The following is a 22,879-nucleotide window of genomic DNA, read 5'->3' on the forward strand; positions in this document are numbered from 1 at the left end:
ACCTTTCGCGCGTAAATATATACAATATGGCTATGAAAATCGCCAATTGCGTTCTCATTTTACTATTTTTAGCCGCGCCGCTGCGCGCCGAAACCGGTCAGGTGGTGAAAACACATGATGACGAGGTGCTTATAGACATCTCGGAATTCCGGGAGAAACCGGTTGCCGGCTCGCCGTTCGTGATTTATGAGCCGGGCGAAGAACTGGTCAATCCCTCCACCGGAAAAAAACTCGGCGCGGAATTAAAGCGACGGGGCAAAGGCTCGCTGACCGAAATTCATGACACCTACGCCAAAGGCAGAATATCGGAATCAAGCGCGGTCATCAAGCCGGGTTTCGTGGCGGAATTTGAAACTGCGGTAAAACGGCTGACGGAACCGGCGGCCCCGCCGGCCAATACACTGCCGGCGCAGACGCCGGTCTGGGAAAGCGAACCGGTGCCCGGCATAACGGTAGACGCCGCGCCTGGAGATTTTGACGGCGACGGCCTGACCGAACTCGCCGTGGCGCAGGCGGCGCTAATTTCCATTTTCCGGCGGGACGGCACGCAACTGGTCGCCGTTTCATCGGCGGCGCTGCCGGCGATACAGCGTATCGTCTCGATTGAAACGCTTAAAGCGGGCCAGGCGGACCTGAAAACCGACGCGCTGATAATAAACATCTTCGACAGCGCCTCCAATCAGGTGGAAGCGGGCATTTATGCGCTCGAGAACGGAACCCTGACCCGCAAGGACCAGCTGAAATGGATCGTGCGAGCGCTCAACGCCGCGGGCGACGCGCCCGCCTATTATACCCAGGAGATATACCAGAGCCAGGGGTTCCGGCTGTCATTTATCAAACCGCTGGAGTACCGCGACGGGTTCAGAACCGGGTCCGCCCGGCTCACGCTGCCGCGCGCAGACTGGCTGTACGGCCTGACCGTCACCGATCTGGACGGGGACGGCAAAAACGAATCCGTCTACACCACGCCCGGCGGCAGCATAAGCGTGCAGTTTGAAAAACGCGCCAAACACGCCGACACCCGCACCGGATTCAGCAGAACGCCCAACCGCGCAAACATAAAAAATACCCAGCTTTATTTCAACCTGCGCCTGCCGGTCGTGAAAACCGGCAAAACCGCCGGCATTTACGGGGTGAGCAACATCCCCGCGCACATGCTGTCGGAAGCGTTCGGCAAATACTCGGACGCTGACCTGTGCCGGTTCGCCTGGAACGGCGCGATCCTGACAGAAACCGGCCGCACACGGCTGGGCGGCGCGGTCTGGAACATAAACTACGGCTCGTTCGGCGGGCTGGAGCCGGGCCTGATCATCCCGGTGACAACGATTGACGACGCCACCATAATAAAAGTGTTCGGATACCAATGACATTGACCCTGCGGCCACTGATAACGGCTCTGCTCGCGGCGTCGCTGTTTGCGGCGGCCGTGCCGGCTCCGGCCCAGAATTTCAAACCCGTTGACCGGCAGAAACCGCAGAAACACCGGCCGCTCCCCGACGAGGACGCCGAACCCGACATTGACGCGGACACGGCCGACGCGGCCGACACCGCGGACGATATCGCGGGCAATGTGCCCGACTATGCGCCCGGCTCCGATTATACGGCGCCAGGCGCAACATCCGCCGGTCTTAAAATCCCCGAACTGGCGACCGATTTCAAGGGCTGCGGCTATCTGTTCGCTGTCGAAGCCGGCGATTCGTCATGGGAAACGATTGCGCGGGCGGCGATTAACCGGCTGTCGCCGCGCGTGACGGCGGAAACGGTGCTGAGGTCGGACAATCTGTCGGCGGTGCAGGCGGCGATTGACAGCCTGCAGGCGCGGGCGGTGAAAAAGATTGTGGTAATCCCGTTTTTTCTCAATTCCAATTCCGACTCGCTCAACCGCCTGAAACACATGCTGGGCCTGCGCGCGGCCGCGGCCGACGCGGATAAATCGCCCGGCGGCGGAGTGCCTACCAGCGATTCCCAGAAAGCGCTTTTGAAATCGCAGATTACGATCACGTCCGCGCTCGACGACTCGCCGGCCTACGCGCTCGCCGTCTCGCGTTCTGTCAGGAACTACCGCCGCAGCAGGCCGCTGGCGCTGCTGCTGGTCGGAGCGGGACTCAATAACGATATGGCGAACCGCGCCAAACTCGACATAATGAACCGGATCGCCGCGCAGGTGACGGCAAGCTCCGCCTGCGCCATAGCGCAGGCGTTCGTGCTCAGGCCTCGCGGCGACGCCAGGCGCGACATCGGCAAACCCGAACTGAAAATTGACGCCGCCAGTTTCTCCAAAAGCGGCATTTACGGCAAGGACGGGCGGCTCCTGAAAGAAACCGACGAATCTTCCAACGAACAATCCAGCGCGCAGCAGCTTAAAAAAACCGCGCGGAAACTGGCGGCCCATTACTCCATAGTGGCGGTCGGCTATTCCATATCAAGCCACGAGCTGGACAAACTGGTGCAGGACAACATGGACGGCCTGTTTTACAGCTGGCTTGGCAACGCCGCGCTTGACGAAGCGGGCGTGCAGGCCTGGCTGGTTACGAAAATAAACGAAGGGGTGGACCTGCCGGCCATAGAGCCGCAGAGCCGGCAGTCCGGCGGTCTCTCTTCACGGGAAAGCTATGAAAAAGCAATTAAAGACTGGCAGTAACGCCGAGCTGGCGGTAGGCAGCGCGGGGTTTGTGCGGCTGGTGGATTTCATGGGCGGGGACAACCGGGTCGTCGCTTCCGCGCGGGTGACTTTCGCGGGCGAATCGAAAGGCGACGAACGCGACAAAAAACTTATCCGCTATCTGCTGGAACATGCGCACCTTTCGCCTTTTGAACACAGCGTGTTCCAGCTGCACATCAAATGCCCCATTTTCGTGGCGCGGCAGTGGATGCGGCACCGCTGGGGCTCCTATAACGAGGTAAGCGCCCGCTACACCAGAGTGGCGGACGAGTTCTTCATACCGGAACGGTTTCGCGCGCAGGACACGCATAACAAACAGGGCTCGGTGCAGTCGGACGACCTGCCACAGGCCGAACTGCTGAGCGCCTATCGCGCCGCGCTCGAGCAGAGTTATGCCGCCTATAACAAACTGCTGGAGGCCGGAGTGGCGCGCGAGATGGCGCGGATGCTGCTGCCGGTCGGCCAGTATACCCAGTTTTACTGGACGGTTAACGCGCGCAGCCTGATGAATTTCCTGTCGCTGCGGGCCGACTCGCACGCGCAGGCCGAAATACGCGACTACGCCGACGCGCTGCTTTCACTGCTGGCCGAACGTATGCCCTGGACGCATGAAGCGTTCCTGAAAGTGTTCGGCGACGGCGAAAAACTGTCCGGGCCGGCGGCGGAAATTGACCGGCATGTAAGAAGTTTCTGAGGCATTCATGGCAAACCGAATAATTCCCCTGGCGGCGCTGCTGTTTACTTTGAGTCCGGCCGGCGCGGCCGATACGGCGGCAAAAACGGACAGCCCGGCGCGGCAGTCCGCGCAGGACACGGCCATAAGCAGCGCGCTCGGCGCGCTTGAATACGGCACGGTGGAAGGGCCGGGAGTGCGTTTTTACTGCCGAGTTTCGGGCACCTCGACGGCGGAGGGGCTGGTGGACGTTTTCGCTCCGTTTGACGGACGCGTGGGCGAACTGAGCGCGGCGCTGTTTAACTGGGTGGACAAAGACCAGGTGCTGGGAGTGGTGGCTTCGGTCGAACTGTCGGCCATGATGGACGCCTCTTCGAGCAAAAACACCACCCGCAACCGCTGGAAGAACATGTACGACTACTACCAGGTGCGCGCGCCGGTGGCGGGCGTGATCGTCGGCCTGTACGCGAAGAACAAACAGGACGTGTACGAACAGGAAAAGATTTTCACCATCGCCAAAAACATTTATGTGATCGCCAAGACCGGAGAAAGGGTGTATGTGCCGCTCAAGGCGGGCATGCTCGCCCAGCTGAAAAATGAAGACGGCGTAACCGTTACGGCGGTATTGCGCAATTTCGTGGAAATAGGCAAAACCGGCCAGTATCAGCTGCGGCTGGAAGTGACGGGTGAAGCATGGAAAATCCGGCCGGGGATGGTTTTTGAAGGTGATCTGCTGCTTTCCGACAATCCGGAGGCGGCGATGGTTCCGGTGGAGTCGGTCATTCATAAAGACGGCCGTTCCTATCTGCTGTCGCTGATCGAGGTGGAGCCGGGCTCGCGCAACGACTGGTATACCGAAGTATACAATGTGTTTCCGGGCGAAGTGTACATTACGCCCGCCTCGCTGCTGAAAATAGATAATTCTCAATACCGGGCTGCCGCAGAGGCGAAAGCGGGCGAAGGAATTCACAAGCCGGAAATAACCGGCGCGCAGCCGGCCGCGGGCAAAAAACTCGACGGGAGCGATCCTGCCGGCAAACCGGATTCCGGGAGCAAAACCGGTTCCCGCCGGAAAAACCGCCGGGAAAAAGCGTCCGCCGCGAAAAACAGCGTGGTTGCGGGCACGGCGAATCAGCCGGCGCGGCAGGATCAGCCGACCGCTTCCGCAAGCTCGATTATAACCAGCGCGGCCTTTCGGTCCGCCGCCTACGCCAAATCTTCCAGAACCGGAAAAAAGAGGTCAAAAACGAAAACCTCTAAAAAACCGGCCGTGAAGCAAGCCGCGCCGGCAAGCCCGCCAGCGCCCGGCAAACAGCAGGCGCAGCCGACCGGCGCGGTGCAGTCGGCCGTAACCATCCCGCACAAGCTCGGCCCGATGCCGAACCCGACTTACGGCGACGTCGGCGGCGAGCAGGGCGGCTATGCGCCCGCCGGGACCGGCGAGGAACAGAGCGAATAACGCAAGGACTATTATGAGCGAAACCCAGCAACTGCGGTTCTCCAGTTTCATTTTCATCAAAGTGTCGCCGGAATTCCGGCGCCTGATTTCGAACGAAAAAATCGCGGCCAAGCAGGAACTGGAGGGGGCGGTCGCTTTTCATCAGGACGAGATTTTCCTGCGCACCTACTCCCTGCAGGGCCTGCGGGCCGACTGCGACATGCTGCTGTGGCTCATCTCGACCGACGTGGAACACCTGCAGCAGGCGTGGGCGCAGATTTCGTCTTCCGGCGCGGGCAAGTATTTTATCGAAAAATACAGTTATCTGGGGTTTTTCGAGCTGAAGCAGGAACATCTGCAGTGCGATCTGGAATGCGGAGTCATACCGGCGGGCCTGTTCGGAAAATACCGCTATATGCTGATGCATCCGCTCACGCGCACTTTCAAATGGCATCAGATGAGCGCGGAGGAACAGGATCAGTTTCTGATCGAGCGGCGGGAAGTGCTGGAGCAGTTTCCGTCGGTAACGGAACACCAGTTCGCGTCGTTCGGGCTGGACGACCAGGACTCGATAGTGCTGCGGGAATCCAACGAACTGCACGCGCTGGCCCATGTAACGGAGAAACTGCGCGAAAAACGGATCAAGAATTTCGCGAAAGCGGACACGCCGTCCTTTTTCTGCGTCGGCAGCGACCTGCGCGATATTCTGGACCGGCTGGGCAAATGACCGCCTGACCGCGCGGAGCTGGCGGGCATACAGGGACGGCGAACCGAAGCGTGCGGGAAAACTCCGCCGTAACGCCCGCTGACGCCGGGCGGAACGGAAAATAAACTTGCAAGGAGGCATCATGAGAATACTAGGCGTAATAATGGCGGGCGGAAAAGGCGAACGGCTCTATCCGCTTACAAAAGAACGCTCCAAACCGGCGGTTCCGTTCGGAGGCAAATACCGGATCGCGGATTTTGTGATGTCTAATTTCGTCAATTCCGGGATTTTCGCGTCCTATGTGCTGGTGCAGTACCTGTCGCAGTCGCTAATAGATTACCTGCGGCAAAGCTGGCCCACGCGCGGCCTCACCAACGACCATTTCATCACCGTAGTGCCGCCTCAGATGCGGATGGGCGAGGTGTGGTACCGCGGCACGGCGGACGCCGTGCGCCAGAACCTGAGCCTGATCACGGATTTCGCGCCCGATCTGGTGGCCGTGTTCGGAGCCGACCACATCTACCGGATGGACATCGGGCAGATGATAGATTTCCACCTGAAAAACAAGGCGGACGTGACCATCGCGGCCCTGCCTGTTCCGCTTAAGGAAGCCACACAGTTCGGCGTCGTCGCGGTGGACGCGAAAAACAGGGTGACCGGCTTTCTGGAAAAGATACCGAACCCGCCGCCGATCCCCGGAAACCCGACGATGGCGTACGCCTCGATGGGCAACTATATTTTTTCCTACGACGCGCTCGTCAAAATACTGCACGAGAAATACGCCGAATCGCCGGGCCTTGATTTCGGCAAAGGCATCATGCCGATCATCCACAAACGCTATAACGTGTTCGCATACGACTTTCCGTCGCAGAAACTGCCCGGCATACAGGATTACGAGGAAGAAGGCTACTGGCGGGACGTGGGCACCATCGCCGCCTTCTGGGAAGCCAACATGGATCTGCTGGGCACCAAGCCCAAAATGGATCTGAACAATCCCAAATGGCCGATCCATTCCGGCAGCCATAACTCGCCGCCGGCCAAATATGTGGGCGCGGAAATAAAAGATTCCATGATAAGCGACGGCTGCGTTATCAAGAACTCCGTCATCAAGCACAGTATCCTGGGCCGCGGCGTGGTGGTGCGCGAGAAATGCGAGATTGAAGACTGCATTATCATGGACTACTGCGAAATCAAGCCCGGCACACGGCTGAAAAAAGCGGTCGTTGACAGGTTCAACGTGCTCGGGCCCAAACTCACCGTCGGGCATGATCCTGCGGAAGACGCGCAGCGCTACTACATTGATCCGTCAGGAATAGTGGTCATCCCGCGCGGCAAAACCAAGTTTCTATGACCCGCCGGCACCTCGCCGTTCACGGGCACTTCTACCAGCCGCCGCGGGAGAACCCGTGGCTGGGCTGCGTGGAAGCCGAGCATAACACCGGCGGGATGCATGACTGGAACTCGATCATCACCGCCGAATGCTACGGCCCGCTGGCGGCCGTGCCCGTAGCGCGGCGGGGCAAAACCGCGGATGAACTGCTCAACCTGTACACGCAGATCAGCTTCAATTTCGGCCCGACGCTTTTAAACTGGCTGGAATACCGGCACCGCAGCCTTTATCTGGCCATACTGCAGGCTGACCGGGAGTCGGCGAAAAAGCGGTCCGGCCACGGCAACGCGCTGGCGCAGGTTTATAACCATGTCATCATGCCGCTGGCCTCGCAGCGCGACAAGCGCACCCAGATCATATGGGGCCTGGAGGATTTCCGCTACCGGTTCGGGCGCGAGCCGGAAGGCATGTGGCTGGCGGAAACGGCGGTGGACGAAGCCACGCTCGAAGAACTTTGCCTGCACGGCCTGCGCTTTGCGCTGCTTGCGCCGCGCTCGCTGGCGTCAAAACGCATGAGCGGCGTGCGGACGAACGAACCCGTCCATCCCGACGACTATACCCGCCCCTACCGCTGGCATTGCCGGCAGCAGAAAGGCAAATTCATAGACCTGTTTTTTTACTCGCCCCAGCTGGCCGACGCGATGCGCGCGGGCGGCTGCTCCAACCCCGGAGTGCTGCCGGAGCAGACCCGGCTGCTGCTGCCCGCGGGAGTCAGGGAGCCGCGGCTGCTAAGTTACGCGTCCGACGGGGAAGACTACGGGCACCACTTTAAAACCGGCCACCTCGCTCTCGCCGGCGCGCTCTGCGCCGTTGAAGCGAAAGGCCTGGCCAGGATAACCAATTACGGCGAATTCCTGGATATCTGCGGCGCGCCGCGGTTCGAGGCGGAGATAGTGTCGCCTTCGGCCTGGAGCTGCCCGCACGGCGTCGGCCGCTGGACCGACGACTGCGGCTGCACTTCGCCCGACCAGCCGAAAGGCTGGAACCAGAAATGGCGCCGGCCGCTGCGCGAAACGTTCAACCGGCTGGCGGAAAAACTCGACGGCTTTTACGAAACGGAAAGCGCGGCTGTTTTTACCGACAGCCGGGCGGCGCGCGAAGGGTATATCGCCTGCCTTAACGCCGACCGGATGCGCCGGCTGCGCGGCTACGTCAAATCCTGCCTCAGGCCCTCCGCCGCGCCGCAGGATCTTAAAAAGGGCCTGAAACTGCTTGAAATGCAGCGCAACCGGCTTCTCATGTTCACCAGCTGCGGCTGGTTTTTCGACGAGCTTTCCGGCCTGGAGCCGGTTCAGACAATGAAATACGCCGCGATGGCCTGCGGCCTGGCGGCCGAACTGGGCTGCAACGCCGAACAGGAACTGGAAGCGGGGCTGGCACGGTGCCCGTCAAACCTGCCGCGCTTTAAAAGCGGCGACCGGGTATACCGCGCGCTCGTAAAACCCGCCGCCATCACTCCGGCCCGTGCGGCCGCGCACTACAGCCTTGCGCTAACCTGCCGGCTGGAACTGCCGTTCGAGGACGGCACGGCCTTTCATTATAAACTGACGGACGAAGGCATTGCGGCCGCGCATATCCGCGCGTATCTGGTCCGCACCGAAACCTCCGACACAATGGAACAGCGCCCGTTTTCAATATTCGTGCTGAAAAAAAGCGCCGACAAATACTGCGCCGCCGGCGCGGACTGTTTTGCAGCCCCCGCGCACAATCCCGCCGCACACGCAAAATTTTTCGACCGGCTCCAGTCCGAGCCGGACCGGGCGCAGGAAATACTGGCCGGCGCGGGCTATGAACATTTCACGGAAACCGCGCTGCTGGCCGACTGGCGGCGCGCCAATCCCATGTTCGCCAATCCGGCCCCGGCGGAAAAGGACAGACTGCTGCAGCACTGGACTGAAACGCTCGCCCGGGCCCGCTATGCCGATCTGCTTACCCCGGCGCTCATGGCGGAGCTCGACGCCATGCGCGCGGCCGGGCTGCGGCCCGCCGCCATTCCGTGGCTGGACCAGCTTTCGGCGTTATGCGCCGACCGCTTTTCCCTGGCGCTGGAATCCTTTTCGGCGGCCCGGCTGGCGGCGGTTCTGCCGTGGCTTGAATATTTTTCAAACGCCGGCCTTTCAAACTGGCGCGCGCTGCTCGCGCTGCGGAATTTTCTGCCGGGCCTGTCCGCCACGCGCACCGACCCGGAATTTACGCGCCTGCTGCGCCAGGCGGCGCCGCTTATGGGAGTGAAAACAATCAGCTGATTATGCCAATAAAAAAAATACGACTGGAAACCCGGGAACAGGCCGTCTGCGTGCTGGGCGTGCAGGACGAGCAGCTGCGCCGGCTGGAACGCGATTACAAGGTTGAGCTTTTCGTACGGCACGAGCCGGGCGAAGCCGGCGGAGTGGACATAAGCATAAAAGGCCCCATCTCGCGGGTGGACAAGGCGCTCAACGCCATCACCGACATAATTTCGCAAAAAGAAATGCTCGCGCACGCCGAGCCGACGCAGCCGGGCGACAAACCAAGCCCGATCAGCAACGGCGTAATTTACCACCCGTCGCGCGGGCTGCCGGTGAAACTGCGCAACGCCGCGCAGACGGAGTACGCCAACATGATTTTCGGCAGCGACATGGTGATCGGGATCGGCCCGGCCGGCACAGGCAAAACCTTCGTCGCCGCGGCGGCGGCCATGCGTTCTCTGGAAATGAATCTGGTTGACCGGATAATACTCACAAGGCCCATCGTGGAAGCCGGAGAAAAACTGGGGTTTCTGCCGGGCGACCTGTATGAAAAAGTGCACCCGTACCTGCGCCCGCTTTACGACGCGTTCCAGACGCTCGCCGGCCCCGAGCGCTTCCGCAACCTGCGCGAAGACGGCGTGCTGGAAATCGTGCCGCTCGCCTACATGCGCGGCCGCACTCTTGAAAACGCGTTCATCATACTCGACGAGGCGCAGAACACCATGCCCGAACAGATGAAAATGTTTCTCACGCGCATGGGCATGAATTCAAAGGTGGTCGTGACCGGCGACATCACCCAGATAGACCTGGAAGACAAGAATAAAAGCGGCCTGTTCCAGATCACCCACATTCTCCAGCATACCGAGGGCATAAAGTTCTTCCGGTTCAACAAAGAAGACATCGTGCGCCATCCGCTGGTGAAAGAAATCCTCGCCGCCTACGAAAACTGGGAAAACAAAAAAACCAAGAAACCCATGTAGCGCCGGGCGGACGCATTTATGAAAATCAACATCTTCAACAATTCCGGGCTTGCCGCAAAAACATTGCCCGACCCCGGACTGCTCAGGCGGACGGCGCGAAGCGGGCTGGGGCCTCTGGCCCGCCTTGCGGGCGAGCTGAACATCGTGTTCGTAACCGCCGCAGAAATAAAAAAGCTCAACCGCCGGTATCTTTCGACGGGCGCGCTGACCGACGTGATTTCGTTCAATTACGAATTGCCCGCGCAGGCGGCCCGCGAACCGGGTTTCCCGTTCGGCGACATTTTCATTTGCGCCGAATCGGCGCGATTGCAGGCGAAAAATCTGGGGCACAGCGTCAAAAAAGAACTGCTGCTGCTGGCGGCGCACGGCGCGCTGCACCTGGCCGGAATGGATGACTCGACAAAAGCGGAGCTTGCCGCCATGGACTCCGCCGCGCTCGCCATACTCGCCAGCCTTGCGCCGCGCCTTGGATGAGGCCTTCCCCGCCCTGCGGCATCAAGCCGGCCCGCCGGACGGCACAAACCCGGCGGCTGGCTGAATGGATGAATTCCGGCGGAGTCCGCGCCCGTGGCAACTCCGTATTTTCCCGCAGATAACCCTCACCAGGCGCAACAAGCCGAGCCACGGCCCGAAAACAGGCCCGGATCCGCTGAGCGAACAATATGACGGACCGCCGCGCGGCCATTGCCGCGCGGCGGTCCGGTTTGAAAAAAGCCGGCTGTCAGGAAGCGGGGCGCAGATTCACTATTTCCGGCTTGCCGGCGCGCAGTTTAAGATAACCGCGCCCGCCGCCATACCCGACGTAAACACCCACGTCCACGGCGATAATATTGCCGTCGTCGCTCACCGACACTTCGCGCAGCGGCGTATGCCCCACCACCTGCTTGAGCCGGAGCGGATTTTCCGAATAAAACAGATCCTCGATATCCTCCCAGAAAATTCCGCCGAACCGGTGCGGCCCGCCGCGCGAAGACCCGACATAGAAAATGGGATGCGAATAATCGTTCTTTTCAACCGCGTTGATGAAAATGGAATTTATTTCCGCCGCCAGCGCGTCCTCACCGGCTGTGCCGCCAGCGGAAAAAATCTCCTGCAGCCCGGCGGTCAGCCCGGCGTGAGTGAACAGATAGCCCTGCCTGCTCAACGCGGCCGCAATTCTGCCGTCATGCACGGCGGTTCTCAAGGCCTCGGTAAACGGCGCTATCTGGTTTTTGGATAAAGTCGTGATCGCGTAATTGCCTTTAAGCAATTCCAGCTCGTGGTTGCCCAGCAGCCTCACCACCGATCCGCCCGCCCGACCCGCCTCGCGCTGAAGCCGTGCCAGCAGATTCTGCACCTCAAAAGGCCTGGGCCCCCTGTCCACCACGTCGCCTATCTGCACAAGTGTGGCGTTTCCGCCGCGCCAGGCTCCGCGCGCATCGGCCAGGCCGGCATGCCGGAGCAGTTCCAGAAACCCGTCATATTCGCCATGCACGTCGCCCACCGCCACCAACGTGCGACTGCGGCGCGCCGCGCGGCCCTTGCCGGCGGGTTTTCGGCAGACCGCCGTTTTATACAGGGTCTGCGCAAACGGTTTTTTTCTGCGGCCGGCGGATGAATTGTAATGCGGTTTCATAGGTTAAGCGAATCTGCGGCGGTCCGCCACGATACCAGATAGACTAGCACATTCTGCGCGCGCTGTAAAAGCCGGCGCGAACAGCGGAACCCGCAATGTGCATAATGGTAACATAACGCTCTTTTGCTATAATTACAGAGATGACCATTCAAACAACCAATTCCGATCTTTTCAGACAGCTCGACAAACTCCAGCAGAAACGCTGGGCCGACGCAAACCTTTTCAAAACACCCGCCAGTCCGGCCGCGGGCAAAAAATTTTATTGCCTTGACATGTTCCCCTATCCGTCCGGAGCGGGCCTGCATGTGGGTCACCCGGAAGGCTACACCGCATCCGACATCATCACCCGCTACAAACGCATGAACGGCTACACCGTGCTTCATCCCATGGGGTGGGACGCGTTCGGGCTGCCCGCTGAAAATTACGCCATCCAGACCGGCATCCACCCCGACATCACGACCCGCAAAAACATTGACACCTACCGCCGCCAGATCAAATCCATCGGCCTGTGCTACGACTGGGACCGCGAGATAAACACCACCGATCCCGAGTATTTCAAATGGACCCAGTGGATCTTTCTCCAGCTGTTCAAACGCGGGCTGGCTTATGAAAGCACGATACCGATCAACTGGTGCCCGTCGTGCAAAACCGGGCTCGCCAACGAAGAGGTTTTTGGCGGGAAATGCGAGCGGTGCGGCTCCGCCATAGAAGAAAAGGACATGCGGCAGTGGATGCTGAAAATCACCGCCTACGGGCCGCAGCTGCTGGAAGGACTGGAGGGGCTCGACTGGCCCGAATCCACCATGCACATGCAGAAAAACTGGATCGGCCGGTCGGACGGCGCCGAAGTGAGTTTCCAGGTGTCCGGGCGGAACGAAAAAATCACGGTTTTCACCACCCGCCCCGACACGCTGTACGGAGCCACCTACATGGTGCTGGCGCCCGAACACCCGCTGGTGCCGCAACTGCTCACGCCGCAACAAGCCGCGCAGGCCCAGGCATACATAAAAGCCGCCGGCGAAGCGACGGAATACCAGCGCACCGACATCTCAAAAGAAAAAACGGGCGTGTTCACGGGCTCGTTCGCGGTCAACCCGCTAAACGGCAGAAAAATCCCGGTCTGGATTTCCGATTATGTGCTGATCGGTTACGGCACCGGCGCGATCATGGCGGTGCCCGCTCACGACGAGCGGGATCACGAGTTCGCCAAAAAATTCGGACTTGAGATCACAGAAGTCGTGCAGCCGGAAGGCGCCGCGGAGCCGGGCTGTTTCACCGGCGAGGGGATAGCCGTCAATTCCGGCATTCTCGACGGGCTGAAAACGCCCGACGCGAAAAAGAAAATCATCGCGCATCTGGAAAAAGAGGGGTCTGGAAAAGCCCGCACAACCTACCGGCTGCGCGACTGGGTGTTTTCGCGCCAGCGGTACTGGGGCGAACCGATCCCGATAGTGCATTGCGGAAAATGCGGGCCCGTGGCGGTGCCGGAAAGCGAGCTGCCGCTGCGCCTGCCGGATATGGAGCAGTTCGAGCCGTCGGGTACCGGCGAAAGCCCGCTCGCGCTCGCGCACGGCTGGCTCGACACCGTCTGCCCTGAATGCGGAGGCACGGCAAAACGCGAAACGAACACGATGCCCCAGTGGGCGGGTTCGTGCTGGTATTACCTGCGCTATATTGATCCGAAAAACACCGGGCGGATCTGCGCGCCGGATCTGGAAAAAGCATGGCTGCCGGTAGACTGCTATATCGGCGGCGCGGAACACGCGGTGCTGCACCTGCTCTACGCGCGGTTCTGGCACAAGGTGCTGTTTGACGCGGGTCTGGTTTCCACGCCGGAACCGTTTAAAAAACTGCGTCATCAGGGCATGATACTGGCCTATTCCTACCGTGACGGGCGCGGCGCGTACCATAGTGTTGACGAGGTGGATTTTTCCGATCCGCAAAGCCCCCGCCTCAGGGCGACCGGCGAAACGCTGAGCCCGATGGTCGAGAAGATGTCCAAATCGAAACATAACGTGATCAACCCCGACTCGGTTATAGCCGAGCACGGGGCCGACGCGTTCCGCATGTACGAAATGTTCATGGGCCCGTTCGACGCGTCGAAACCGTGGGACGTGCACGGCATGGAAGGCGTGGTGCGGTTTCTGAAGCGCGTGTGGTACTGGACGCAGGAGCTCAGGCTCGACAGTGCGGCCGCGCTGCCGGACGAGCTGGAAACCCTGCTTCACAAAACCATCGCCAAGGTCACCGCCGATATCGAGGAAATGCGCTTTAACACCGCGATTTCGGCGATGATGATTTATTTCAACGACCTGCAGAAATTCAAGACGGTGCCGCCCGCACACGCGGAAAGTCTGCTCAAGCTGCTGCATCCGTTCGCACCGCATGTGACGGACGCGGCCTGGCAGCACCTCGGACACTCCACCTTTCTGCTCAACGAACGCTGGCCCGTTTACGAGTCCGCCCGGCTGGTTGAAAACGAACGGGAGATCGGCGTGCAGGTAAACGGCAAACTGCGCGACCGGATCAGGCTGCCGGTCAACATCGCCAGAGAGGACGCGGAAAAAGCGGTGCTGGCGGCCGGGCGGATACGCAGGCACCTTGAGGGCAAAACGCTGGTCAAAGTCATTTATGTGCCGGGCAGGATGGTCAGCATAGTCGTAAAATAAGCCGTACGGAGAGGGAATATGGCCAAACAAATCAAGCTGGCGTTTTTCGCGGCGCTCGCGCTGCTGGCGGCGGGCTGCGCCGGCGACTCGGGGGTTATCTACCAGCCTTATCCGCAGATACTGCCACAGTCGGTAACGAATCTGGCGGTTCAGCCGTTTATAAATAAAACCGAGTATTTCGGGCTGGAAGACCGGCTCAACATCGCCATCACCAACGAATTTCTGCGAAACGGCAATTTCCCGGTGGTGCCGCAGCCGCAGGCCACGGGCGTAATAATGGGCGAGATACGGCGCTACATACTCGTGCCAATCCAGTATGACGCGGCGATGGTGCCCACCTCCTACAAACTGACAGTGCTGCTCAAGGTGCAGTTTTACGACCGCAAATCCAACACCCTGCTGTGGGAAGAACCGGCGCTGGAAGGCACCGTGGTGTACACCGCCTCGGTGCTGTCCGGCGGCATAACGGAAGATCAGGCGCGCGATCAGGTGTGGAGCATTCTCGCGCGCGACATTGTCACGCGCACGGTAACGGGCTACGGCTCGGTGTCCAGCGCGTCGGAAAGGAAGATTTCTCCGACCGATCCCGTTTCCACCTCCACCGCGCCGGTTGAATACCGGTCGAGCGGACAGTAATCCGATGGGCACGGTCACCCCGGAAAAACTGGCCGGCGGCCTGCGCGCGGGCAACATCAAACCGGTTTATTTTCTGGGCGGCGAGGAAATTTACCGGAAAAAACAGATCATCGCGCAGTTGAAAAAACTGATCAGTCCGGACGATTTCAATTATTTTTCCTGCGACGGCGACAAAACCCCCTCGCAGGAAATCCTGTCGCTGGCGCAAACCCCGCCGGTTTTCGCCAATGAACGGCTGATTGTCATAAACCGCGCGGAAAAAATAAAGCTCAAGGACAAAAAATCGCTGATCGAGTATCTGGGCAATCCGCTCGGCACTACCTGCCTGGTGCTGGTTTCGGAGGAGCGAAAGAAAACCGACGCGCTGCTGAAAGCCTGCGAAGAAGCGGGCGAAGCGGCGGTTTTCTACGGCCTGCGGGAAAACGAGGCGCACTCGTGGGTAATGGCGCGGGCGGAGAAAGCGGGCCTTTCGATAACGGCGCAGGGCGCGAAACTGCTGGTTGATTCGGCGGGAACCGATCTCACCGCCCTGAGCATGGAAATAGACAAGCTGGCCATTTACCTGTCCGGCACGGCGGGGCTGATAACTCCGGAACTGGTGCTGGAAAGCCTGGGTTTTTCAAAAGAGGAAAACCCCTATGAACTGGCGAGCCTCATCATGCGGCGCGATCAGAAGGGCGCCATGTCGCTGATTGACAGATTGATCGAATCAGGTTCAACACCCGTGCAGCTGCTTAACATCATAACCGGCACGCTCGTAAAGCTGATCAAAGTCAAACGGCTGGAAACGGCGGGGCTGGACCAGCAGTCCATAGCGGCGCAGGCGGGCCTGAATTTTTTCGAGCGTGATTTTGTGGCGCAGGCGCGCGACTTCGCGCCTGCGGCCGCGCTGACTGACGCGCTGGCCAGATCGCTGGAATATGACCGGGACTTGAAAACTTCGTCCGGCTCGGAACCGGGCGTGACGCTGAAATCGCTGGTGTTTAAAATACTGTCGGGCGGACGGGCAAAACGTTCCTGATAATCCGCGCTCCGCGGGCCCGGCATTCAAACCCGTTGCCAGAAACAGCGGCTTCCGGTTTTGCGCCGCAGACGGCGTTTTTGAAAATCGAACCGTATTTTGCGGACAGACAAAAACCTGCGCGGCAGTTGCCTGCCGCGCCTGTTTTTAAAATCCGTACAGCGGGTTTAAGCTCTTATTTGGAAGAAGAAGCGGTCAGCTTGCTCAGGCGGGATTTTTTCCGCGCCGCGGTTTTCCAGTGAATAAGGCCCTTCTTGGCGGCCTTGTCCCATTTGGAAAAAGCCTCGGTAAGGACTTTCCCGGTTTCGGGTTCTTTCTTTTCAACAGCGGTCGTGACCGCCTTTGCCGCCGTGCGGATCATTTTGCGCATACCGCGGTTAAACGCGGCCCGGCGCTCAGACTGGCGGTGAGCTTTGATACCACTAGTGTGTCTTCCAGTTTTAAGTTTTGCCATAAATTATTTTATAACTCCGTTACATAGTGTACACTTTTTATGGATATCAGGTCAACCGCTCGGGACGAGAAATTCGCTGAAAACGCCGGCGCGTTCGGCGCCGCGACCGCCGTTTCGCGCGTTTTAGGCTACCTGCGCGACGCGGGCATAATGTATCTGTTCGGCGCGACCGCGCTGACCGACGCGTATTACGCGGCGCTGAGGATCGCCAATTTTTTCCGCCGCACCGCCGGCGAAGGCACCATAAACGCGGCCTTCATGCCGCTGCTGGCGCAGGAAAACGCGGTTTCGCGCGCGCGCGGGCATGAATTTTTCGCCGCGGTCTGGACCGCGGGCCTGGCCGCGACGGCATTTTTTTCCCTGCTGGCTGCTGTCTTCGCCGCGCCGCTGGTGCGCGCGCTGACATGGGGACTGTGCGGCCAGCCGGAAATTTTCGGGCTGACGGTAACGCTCACGCGGATAATGATGGCGCAGGTGATTTTCGTCATGCTGTCGGCTTTATGCCAGGGCGCGCTTTATCTTTCGATGCGTTTTTTTCTGCCGGCAATCGCGCCCGTCACCTTTTCGCTTTCCATAATCGTTTACCTTATAGCCGCGGCGGCGCTGCCCGGCCCGGACCCGGAAACCCGGGTCCGGGGGCTGGCGCTGGCCGCCGTGGCGGGAAGCGCGCTTCAGCTTGCGCTGCTTGCGCCCGCCGTGAAAAAACTGGGTTACAGTCTGAGGCTGACAAACCCGCTGCGCACGCCGGCGGTAAAAACCGCGCTTGCCATGATGCTGCCCGCGCTGGTCTGCTCGGCCGGCGACCAGATTTCCATGTTTACCGGCATGTTCTTCGCCAGTTTTCTGCCGCAGGGTTCAATCACGGCGATTTATAACTCCGCGCGCATAATGCAGTTGCCGCTCGCGCTGTTCGGAGTGGCGGCCGCCAACTCAGCGCTGGCCCATTTAACCGTAAGCGCGCAGTCGGGCGACCGGGCGGAATTCCGTTCCACCTACTCGCTCGCGGTGCGCCTGACCGGATTCATGCTTATACCGGCCATGGCGGGCATTCTGGTTCTCGACCTGCCGCTTGTGCGCGCTCTGTTCGAGCACGGGCGCTTTTCATTCGAGCAGAGCGAAGTAACCGCCTCCGCGCTCCGGTGGCTTGGGCCGGGCCTGGCGGCGCACGGCGTGAACAAAATTTCCGTAATGGCGTTTTACGCGTTAAAAGACTGGAAAACCCCGTTCAAAATAATTCTGGCCCAGACCGCGGTCGAAATCGCGCTGTGCATGGCGCTGCTGGGGAAAATGGGCGTGGCGGGACTGGCGCTGGCGTCATCGGCGGGCGCATGGTCCGGCGCGCTCCTGCTTACGCTGGCGCTAAGAAAAAAGTTCGGGCCGCTCGGTTTCGCGGGGATATTGCGCGCGTACGCGCGATTTATCCTTCTGGCGGGCGCGATGGCCGGGCTCTGCGCCATGGCGTTGCATTACGCTCAGCCGCTCGGCACGGCGCTTGCAGCCGCCTGCGCCGTCTGCGCGGGCGCGGCCGGCTACGCGGGGCTGGCTCTGGCTTTTAACACCGGCGAAGCCAAACTGTTTCTGGCCGCCGGAAAGAACCGGGAGAACACCCGATGACCGCAAACCGCGCCGGGCTCGCGGCCCTGCCCCACAGCCCGGGCGTTTACATAATGCGCGCGGGCAAGGGCGAGATAATCTATATCGGCAAGGCGATAGATCTGGCCAGGCGGGTTTCGCAGTATTTCCAGCAGTCGCGCGCGGGCGAAGGCGGCTGGAAAATACCGGGCCTGATGGCGTTGCTGCGCCGGATTGACTATCTGCCCTGCCAAAGCGAGCGGGACGCGCTCGTGCTGGAAGAGCGGCTGATAAAAGAACACCAGCCGTTCTTTAACAGAATGCTCAAAGACGGCAAGACCTACCCGTTCGTAAGGCTGAATTTAAACGAACCGTTCCCGCGCCTGAGCGTTACGCGCGAAAAACGGCGCGACGGAGCTCGCTATTTCGGCCCTTACCCGCACGCCGCGGAGCTTAAAGGACTGCTGCGGCATCTGTGGTCGGCAGGAATCATTCCGCTGCGGCCGTGCAAATGGAATTTTTCGCCGGAGCGCCCGCTCGCGCGGAAGAAAACAGACTCCTGCGTGTATTACCATACCGGTCAGTGTCCCGCGCCCTGCGCGGGCGGCATCTCGCCGCGGCAATACCGTGAAATAGCGGAACGGGCGGAACTGTTCCTGGAAGGCCGCCATCAGGAACTGGCCGACCGATTCCGCGCGCTGATGAGCGCGGCGTCAGAACGGCTCGATTACGAACAGGCGGCGCGCTACCGGGATTTTCTCGAAACCCTGCGGCATATGCGCGAGCGGATAAAAATTTCGCGCTGCACCGGTTCCGGGCTGGAAGCCAAACTCGCCAAAAGCCGGGCCGCCATGCGGCTGGCCGAAACGCTGGGCTTAAAACGCCCGCCGGTCCATATCGAAGCGTTCGACAATTCGCACCTGTTCGGGGAACAGGCGGTTGGCTCAATGGTCTGTTTCACGGGCGGCGAAAAGAACCGCCCGCACTACCGCCGGTTCCGGATAAAAAGCGCGCTGCCTGAGCGCGGCGGGGATGATTTTCTCATGATGCGGGAAATAGTTACAAGGCGGCTCGCCGCGCTGGCAAAAACCGGCGAACCACCGCCGGATCTGCTGCTTATTGACGGCGGGCCCGGCCAGCTGGCCGCCGCCGCAAAAGCCGTTGCGGCCAGCCGCCTGCGCGTAGCGCTTGTCGCGCTGGCCAAACGGGAGGAGGAACTGTTCGTGCCGGGACGCGGCAAAAGCATCCGGCTCGACCGGTCGGACCCGGCATTAAGGCTGCTCATGGAAATACGTGACGAAGCGCACCGTTTCGCCATAACCTATCACCGCCGGCTGCGTGATAAAAAATTACTGGAGGATTAAAATGAAACTAGGACTGATAGCGGCAGCCGCGGCGCTGATTGCGATCTGCGGCTGCGGAGACCCGGCTGCGACGGATGGCAAAATCGTATCCATTTCATACGCGCTGAAAGTGAACGGCCGGCAGGTGGACACCGCCTCCGGCGACAGGCCGTTCGTTTTCACGATGGGCGACAAAAGCACCATCCCCGGCATGGAAGAAGCGCTGAAGAACAAGCATAAAGGCGATAAAATCCATATTCTGATCCCGCCGGAAAAAGCCTACGGCGCCCATAACGGCGCCTATGTGAAGGAAGTGCCGCTTTCCGCGCTGAAAGGCTTGCAGGTAAAAGCGGGGGACAACATAGCGGCGCGCACGGCCGACGGCAAAGCGCTGCCGGCAAAAATAATCGCGCTCGGCAAAACCGCCGCGACCGTTGACTTCAATCATCCGCTCGCCGGACAGACTCTGGAGTTCGATCTGACGGTTCTGGATGTCAGGAACAGCCGGCGATGAAAAAATCCAGACCGGCCCTGTGCCTTCCGCCGGGCGTCACAAAAGCGCAATTGCAAAAACTGCTGCCGGAAGCCGTGCTTGCCGCAATGCCGGACTACCCGCCTTTTTACCAGCGGGTATGGCTGGCGTGCGCGCTGATCCCGAAAGGCGAAACCCGAACTTACGGGCGGATTGCCGCGGCGGCCGGCAATCCGCGCGCGGCGCGCGCGGCTGGCGCCGCGTTAAAGCGCAACCCGTTCGCGCCGGCGGTGCCGTGCCACCGCGTGATCCGCCAGTCGGGCGAGCCGGGCGGTTATTCGGCGCCCGGCGGGCCGGCTAAAAAAATCGCATTGCTGGCGGCTGAACGCGCGGCGAAAATATCGAAGGAAAGCTAAACCCGGAAAAGAATTGCTATAATTTCCAGACAATATCACCGTCTTTTCAGGGGAAATCGGAAATGCCTTTTTTAAAAACAGCACTGTTGGCGGCAGCCGGGCTTCTGCCCGCCGCGCCGCTATACGCCCAGACCGCCGCGCCGCAACCGCCGATGTATCCGGTGGCCGGGTATACCGCGGCCGTGGTATCCGGCCCGCCGCAGGGGCTAGACAATCTGGTCACATCGCAAGTCATCGAAAAATTCGATCTGCCGCAAAAACACGTTGTAAAAGACGGCGACGAACTGACTCTCGACCAGTGCCTTTCGATCGCGCTGGACCAGGATCCCGACTTACTGGCTTCCCGGTTCTCGGCGCAAGCCGCGCAGGCCGCGCTCAAAGGCTCGAAATCCGCCTATTATCCGGCCATAAACGCCCAGGTTTACGCCCAGAAATACGGTGCGCCCTACACCAACCCGCAAGACCCGTATGTAACCACCCAGCAGCAGAAGTACACGCTGGGCGGTGGTGGCATTTCGCTGAAACAGCTGCTGCTTGATTTCGGCAGCCGCTCCGGTTCGATAGGCGCGAGTTCGGCGGGCTACAAAGCCTCGCTTTATGATCTGGAAAATCTGGCCACGCAAATCGCCCGCGACATCAAGCAGTATTACTACGACGTGATCCGGGCCAAACGCGCGCTGGACGTCAATATCGAAACGGTGTCGCAATACGAGCAGCATCTGGCCGTAGCGCAGGCCCAGTTCGGGCAGGGCAGCAAACCGAAATATGACGTGACCAAAGCCGAAACCGATTTAAGCGGCGCGCAGCTGGGTCTGATTCGCGCGCGCAACGAATACGAACTCGCCCGCATCCGGCTCAACAGCGCGATGTTCCTCACCAAGCCCGGCAGATACAGCGTCCGGGACACTCTCGATTACACCGATTACAGCATCGCGCTTGACGATATTCTTAACAAGGCTTATGAGAACCGGCCCGATCTGAAGGCGCTGGCCCAGCAATACGCGGCGGCGGAATTCGAGGTGCGGCAGGCCAGGTCGGACTATTACCCTTCGTTTTACGCCAGCGGCGCGTACAACGCGGCGGGGAGCGAAACTCCGGCGTCGCAGAACTGGAACGCCGGCCTGTCGCTCGAACTGAACATTTTTCAGGGCATGAAAACCCGCGCGGCGGTGGAACGCGGCAACGCGCGGCAAAACGCGCTCAAGGCGCAGCTTTACTCGAAAGGCCGCGATATTTATATGGAAGCGCAGAAATCACTGCTTGCGCTGTCGGAAGCGGAGGAACGGATCTCCAACGCGGCGGCGCAGGTAAAAGAAGCGTCGGAGAATCTGGAGATCGCCACGGTGCGGTATCAGACCGGCATCAGCACTCCTATTGAACTGACTGACGCGACGGCCTCCTACAGCGATGCGAAACTACAGTTCATCACGGCGCTGTATGATTACAAAATCGCGCAGGCCGACATTGAAAAAACCATGGGGTCAAGATAATGAAAAAAGTCCTTATTCTCGTTCTCGCCGTTCTGCCGGCGCTGGCCGCCTGCAAAAAAAAAGAGGCGCAGGAAACCATCCCCGTAGTGCCGGTGAAGATGGCGCGGGCGGAAGTGAAAACCATGCCCATCCAGATAACCGCCGTGGGCGCGATCGAATCCTATAACCAGGTGGACATCATACCGCGGGTTGACGGCCAGATCCAGGCAATAAACTTCAGGGAAGGCAGCGAAGTGAAAAAAGGCGATCTGCTGGTCACCATTGACCCGGCGGTATACCAGGAAGCGGTTTCCAAGGCGCAGGCGCAGCTTCAGCAAGACCTTTCCGAACTGGAGTACGACCGGGCCGACGCGCAGCGTTACGCGAACCTGCTCAAGGAAGGCGCCGTAGCCACCGCCGACGCGCAGCAGCACCAGACCTCTTTTTTAAAACAGCAGGAACAGGTCAACGCCGACAAGGCGGCCCTGGCGCAGGCGCAGCTGGATCTGGGCTACTGCAAGCTGACCGCGCCGGTCAGCGGAGTGACGAGCGGGTATCTGGTCAACATGGGCGCGATAGTGAGCAGGAACCAGACGAAAATCCTGACGCTGAACCAGATCAAGCCTATTTACGTCACCTTCTCCGTGGCGGAGAAATACCTTGGCGCCATACGCAAAGCGCACAGCAGAAAACCGCTGGCGGTCACCGCCGTGACATCGGACGGCGAAAGCAAAACCGGCACGCTGAGCTTTATCAACAATACCGTAGACCCCAACACCGGCATGATCCAGCTCAAAGCGAGTTTTCCCAATCTGGACAAGGACCTGTGGCCCGGCCAGTTCGCCAACGCCACCATTACGCTTGACGAGCAGGCGGACGCGGTGGTTATCGCCGCCAACGCCGTTCAGCCCGATAACGCGGGCAAAAACTTTGTTTATGTAGTCGGAGCGGACAGCGTGGTGCAGGCCAGGCCGGTAGTAGTGGACCGCACTATCGGCAATCAGGTGGTCATCTCTTCGGGCCTGGCGGGCGGCGAAAACATCGTCACCGACGGGCAGCTAAAACTGCGCAGCGGCTTCAAAGCCGTGGAAAGCGCCATTGATTTAAACGCGCCGGCAAAATAAACCGCGCCGCA

General features: G+C 60.1%; 20 protein-coding genes. 18 read left to right on the plus strand and 2 right to left on the minus strand.

Annotation, left to right across the window (positions count from 1 at the left end; all coding sequences use genetic code 11):
- Window positions 1–26: 26 nt before the first annotated feature.
- The 9 genes from PHW69_01315 (at window position 27) to ybeY (ending at window position 10,551) form a co-directional block, all read left to right on the plus strand.
- On the plus strand, window positions 27–1,367 hold the full coding sequence (locus PHW69_01315; protein ID MDD4003826.1) for a VCBS repeat-containing protein: 1,341 nt from the start codon (window positions 27–29) through the stop codon (window positions 1,365–1,367).
- Window positions 1,364–2,641, plus strand: a complete 1,278-nt coding sequence (locus tag PHW69_01320) for a hypothetical protein (GenBank protein ID MDD4003827.1) — start codon at window positions 1,364–1,366, stop codon at window positions 2,639–2,641. The genes PHW69_01315 and PHW69_01320 overlap by 4 nt, the downstream gene beginning before the upstream one ends.
- Window positions 2,613–3,356, plus strand: coding sequence for an FAD-dependent thymidylate synthase (thyX, locus tag PHW69_01325; protein MDD4003828.1), 744 nt, complete (start codon window positions 2,613–2,615; stop codon window positions 3,354–3,356). The genes PHW69_01320 and thyX overlap by 29 nt, the downstream gene beginning before the upstream one ends.
- 7 nt (window positions 3,357–3,363) lie before the next feature.
- On the plus strand, window positions 3,364–4,794 hold the full coding sequence (locus PHW69_01330; protein MDD4003829.1) for a hypothetical protein: 1,431 nt from the start codon (window positions 3,364–3,366) through the stop codon (window positions 4,792–4,794).
- 13 nt (window positions 4,795–4,807) lie between these two features.
- Window positions 4,808–5,500 carry a chlorite dismutase family protein gene (locus PHW69_01335; GenBank protein MDD4003830.1) on the plus strand — a complete coding sequence of 231 codons (693 nt, stop codon included), beginning with the start codon at window positions 4,808–4,810 and terminating at the stop codon, window positions 5,498–5,500.
- Window positions 5,501–5,621: 121 nt separating this feature from the next.
- Entirely contained in the window at window positions 5,622–6,830 is a 1,209-nt protein-coding gene (gene glgC / locus PHW69_01340; protein ID MDD4003831.1) for a glucose-1-phosphate adenylyltransferase, read from the plus strand.
- Window positions 6,827–9,115 carry a DUF3536 domain-containing protein gene (locus PHW69_01345; protein MDD4003832.1) on the plus strand — a complete coding sequence of 763 codons (2,289 nt, stop codon included), beginning with the start codon at window positions 6,827–6,829 and terminating at the stop codon, window positions 9,113–9,115. The genes glgC and PHW69_01345 overlap by 4 nt, the downstream gene beginning before the upstream one ends.
- Window positions 9,116–9,117: 2 nt before the next feature.
- Window positions 9,118–10,077 carry a PhoH family protein gene (locus tag PHW69_01350; protein ID MDD4003833.1) on the plus strand — a complete coding sequence of 320 codons (960 nt, stop codon included), beginning with the start codon at window positions 9,118–9,120 and terminating at the stop codon, window positions 10,075–10,077.
- 18 nt (window positions 10,078–10,095) lie between these two features.
- Window positions 10,096–10,551, plus strand: a complete 456-nt coding sequence (gene ybeY, locus PHW69_01355; GenBank protein MDD4003834.1) for an rRNA maturation RNase YbeY — start codon at window positions 10,096–10,098, stop codon at window positions 10,549–10,551.
- 247 nt (window positions 10,552–10,798) lie between these two features.
- Here the strand turns inward: ybeY and PHW69_01360 are convergent, their stop codons facing one another.
- The gene (locus tag PHW69_01360; protein ID MDD4003835.1) at window positions 10,799–11,692 is read right to left on the minus strand and encodes a metallophosphoesterase; all 894 of its coding nucleotides are present in this window, start codon (window positions 11,690–11,692) and stop codon (window positions 10,799–10,801) included.
- A 140-nt stretch (window positions 11,693–11,832) separates the two neighbouring features.
- Between PHW69_01360 and leuS the strand changes: the two genes are divergently transcribed.
- The 3 genes from leuS to holA are packed head-to-tail and all read left to right on the plus strand — an operon-like array spanning window position 11,833 to window position 16,018.
- The gene (gene leuS / locus PHW69_01365) at window positions 11,833–14,361 is read left to right on the plus strand and encodes a leucine--tRNA ligase (protein ID MDD4003836.1); all 2,529 of its coding nucleotides are present in this window, start codon (window positions 11,833–11,835) and stop codon (window positions 14,359–14,361) included.
- A gap of 18 nt (window positions 14,362–14,379) precedes the next feature.
- Entirely contained in the window at window positions 14,380–14,997 is a 618-nt protein-coding gene (lptE, locus tag PHW69_01370) for an LPS assembly lipoprotein LptE (GenBank protein MDD4003837.1), read from the plus strand.
- 4 nt (window positions 14,998–15,001) lie between these two features.
- A complete protein-coding gene (gene holA / locus PHW69_01375) occupies window positions 15,002–16,018 on the plus strand; it encodes a DNA polymerase III subunit delta (GenBank protein ID MDD4003838.1) in 1,017 nt (338 codons plus the stop codon).
- A gap of 175 nt (window positions 16,019–16,193) precedes the next feature.
- On the opposite strand, the gene rpsT is transcribed toward holA, so the two are convergent.
- Window positions 16,194–16,472, minus strand: a complete 279-nt coding sequence (rpsT, locus tag PHW69_01380) for a 30S ribosomal protein S20 (protein ID MDD4003839.1) — start codon at window positions 16,470–16,472, stop codon at window positions 16,194–16,196.
- A 39-nt stretch (window positions 16,473–16,511) separates the two neighbouring features.
- Here rpsT and murJ point away from each other — a divergent pair, with 39 nt between their 5' ends.
- From murJ to PHW69_01410, 6 genes are all read left to right on the plus strand, one after another.
- A complete protein-coding gene (gene murJ, locus PHW69_01385; protein ID MDD4003840.1) occupies window positions 16,512–18,086 on the plus strand; it encodes a murein biosynthesis integral membrane protein MurJ in 1,575 nt (524 codons plus the stop codon).
- Complete coding sequence (locus PHW69_01390) at window positions 18,083–19,408, plus strand: excinuclease ABC subunit UvrC (protein MDD4003841.1); 1,326 nt, start codon at window positions 18,083–18,085, stop codon at window positions 19,406–19,408. The genes murJ and PHW69_01390 overlap by 4 nt, the downstream gene beginning before the upstream one ends.
- A 1-nt stretch (window position 19,409) precedes the next feature.
- A complete protein-coding gene (locus PHW69_01395; GenBank protein ID MDD4003842.1) occupies window positions 19,410–19,901 on the plus strand; it encodes a peptidylprolyl isomerase in 492 nt (163 codons plus the stop codon).
- The gene (locus tag PHW69_01400) at window positions 19,898–20,275 is read left to right on the plus strand and encodes an MGMT family protein (protein MDD4003843.1); all 378 of its coding nucleotides are present in this window, start codon (window positions 19,898–19,900) and stop codon (window positions 20,273–20,275) included. Before PHW69_01395 ends, PHW69_01400 begins: the two co-directional genes overlap by 4 nt.
- Before the next feature lie 62 nt (window positions 20,276–20,337).
- Entirely contained in the window at window positions 20,338–21,765 is a 1,428-nt protein-coding gene (locus PHW69_01405; GenBank protein ID MDD4003844.1) for a TolC family protein, read from the plus strand.
- Window positions 21,765–22,868, plus strand: coding sequence for an efflux RND transporter periplasmic adaptor subunit (locus PHW69_01410; protein MDD4003845.1), 1,104 nt, complete (start codon window positions 21,765–21,767; stop codon window positions 22,866–22,868). The genes PHW69_01405 and PHW69_01410 overlap by 1 nt, the downstream gene beginning before the upstream one ends.
- Window positions 22,869–22,879 lie beyond the last annotated feature (11 nt).

This window comes from Elusimicrobiaceae bacterium, assembly GCA_028700325.1.
GTDB lineage: Bacteria > Elusimicrobiota > Elusimicrobia > Elusimicrobiales > Elusimicrobiaceae > JAQVSV01.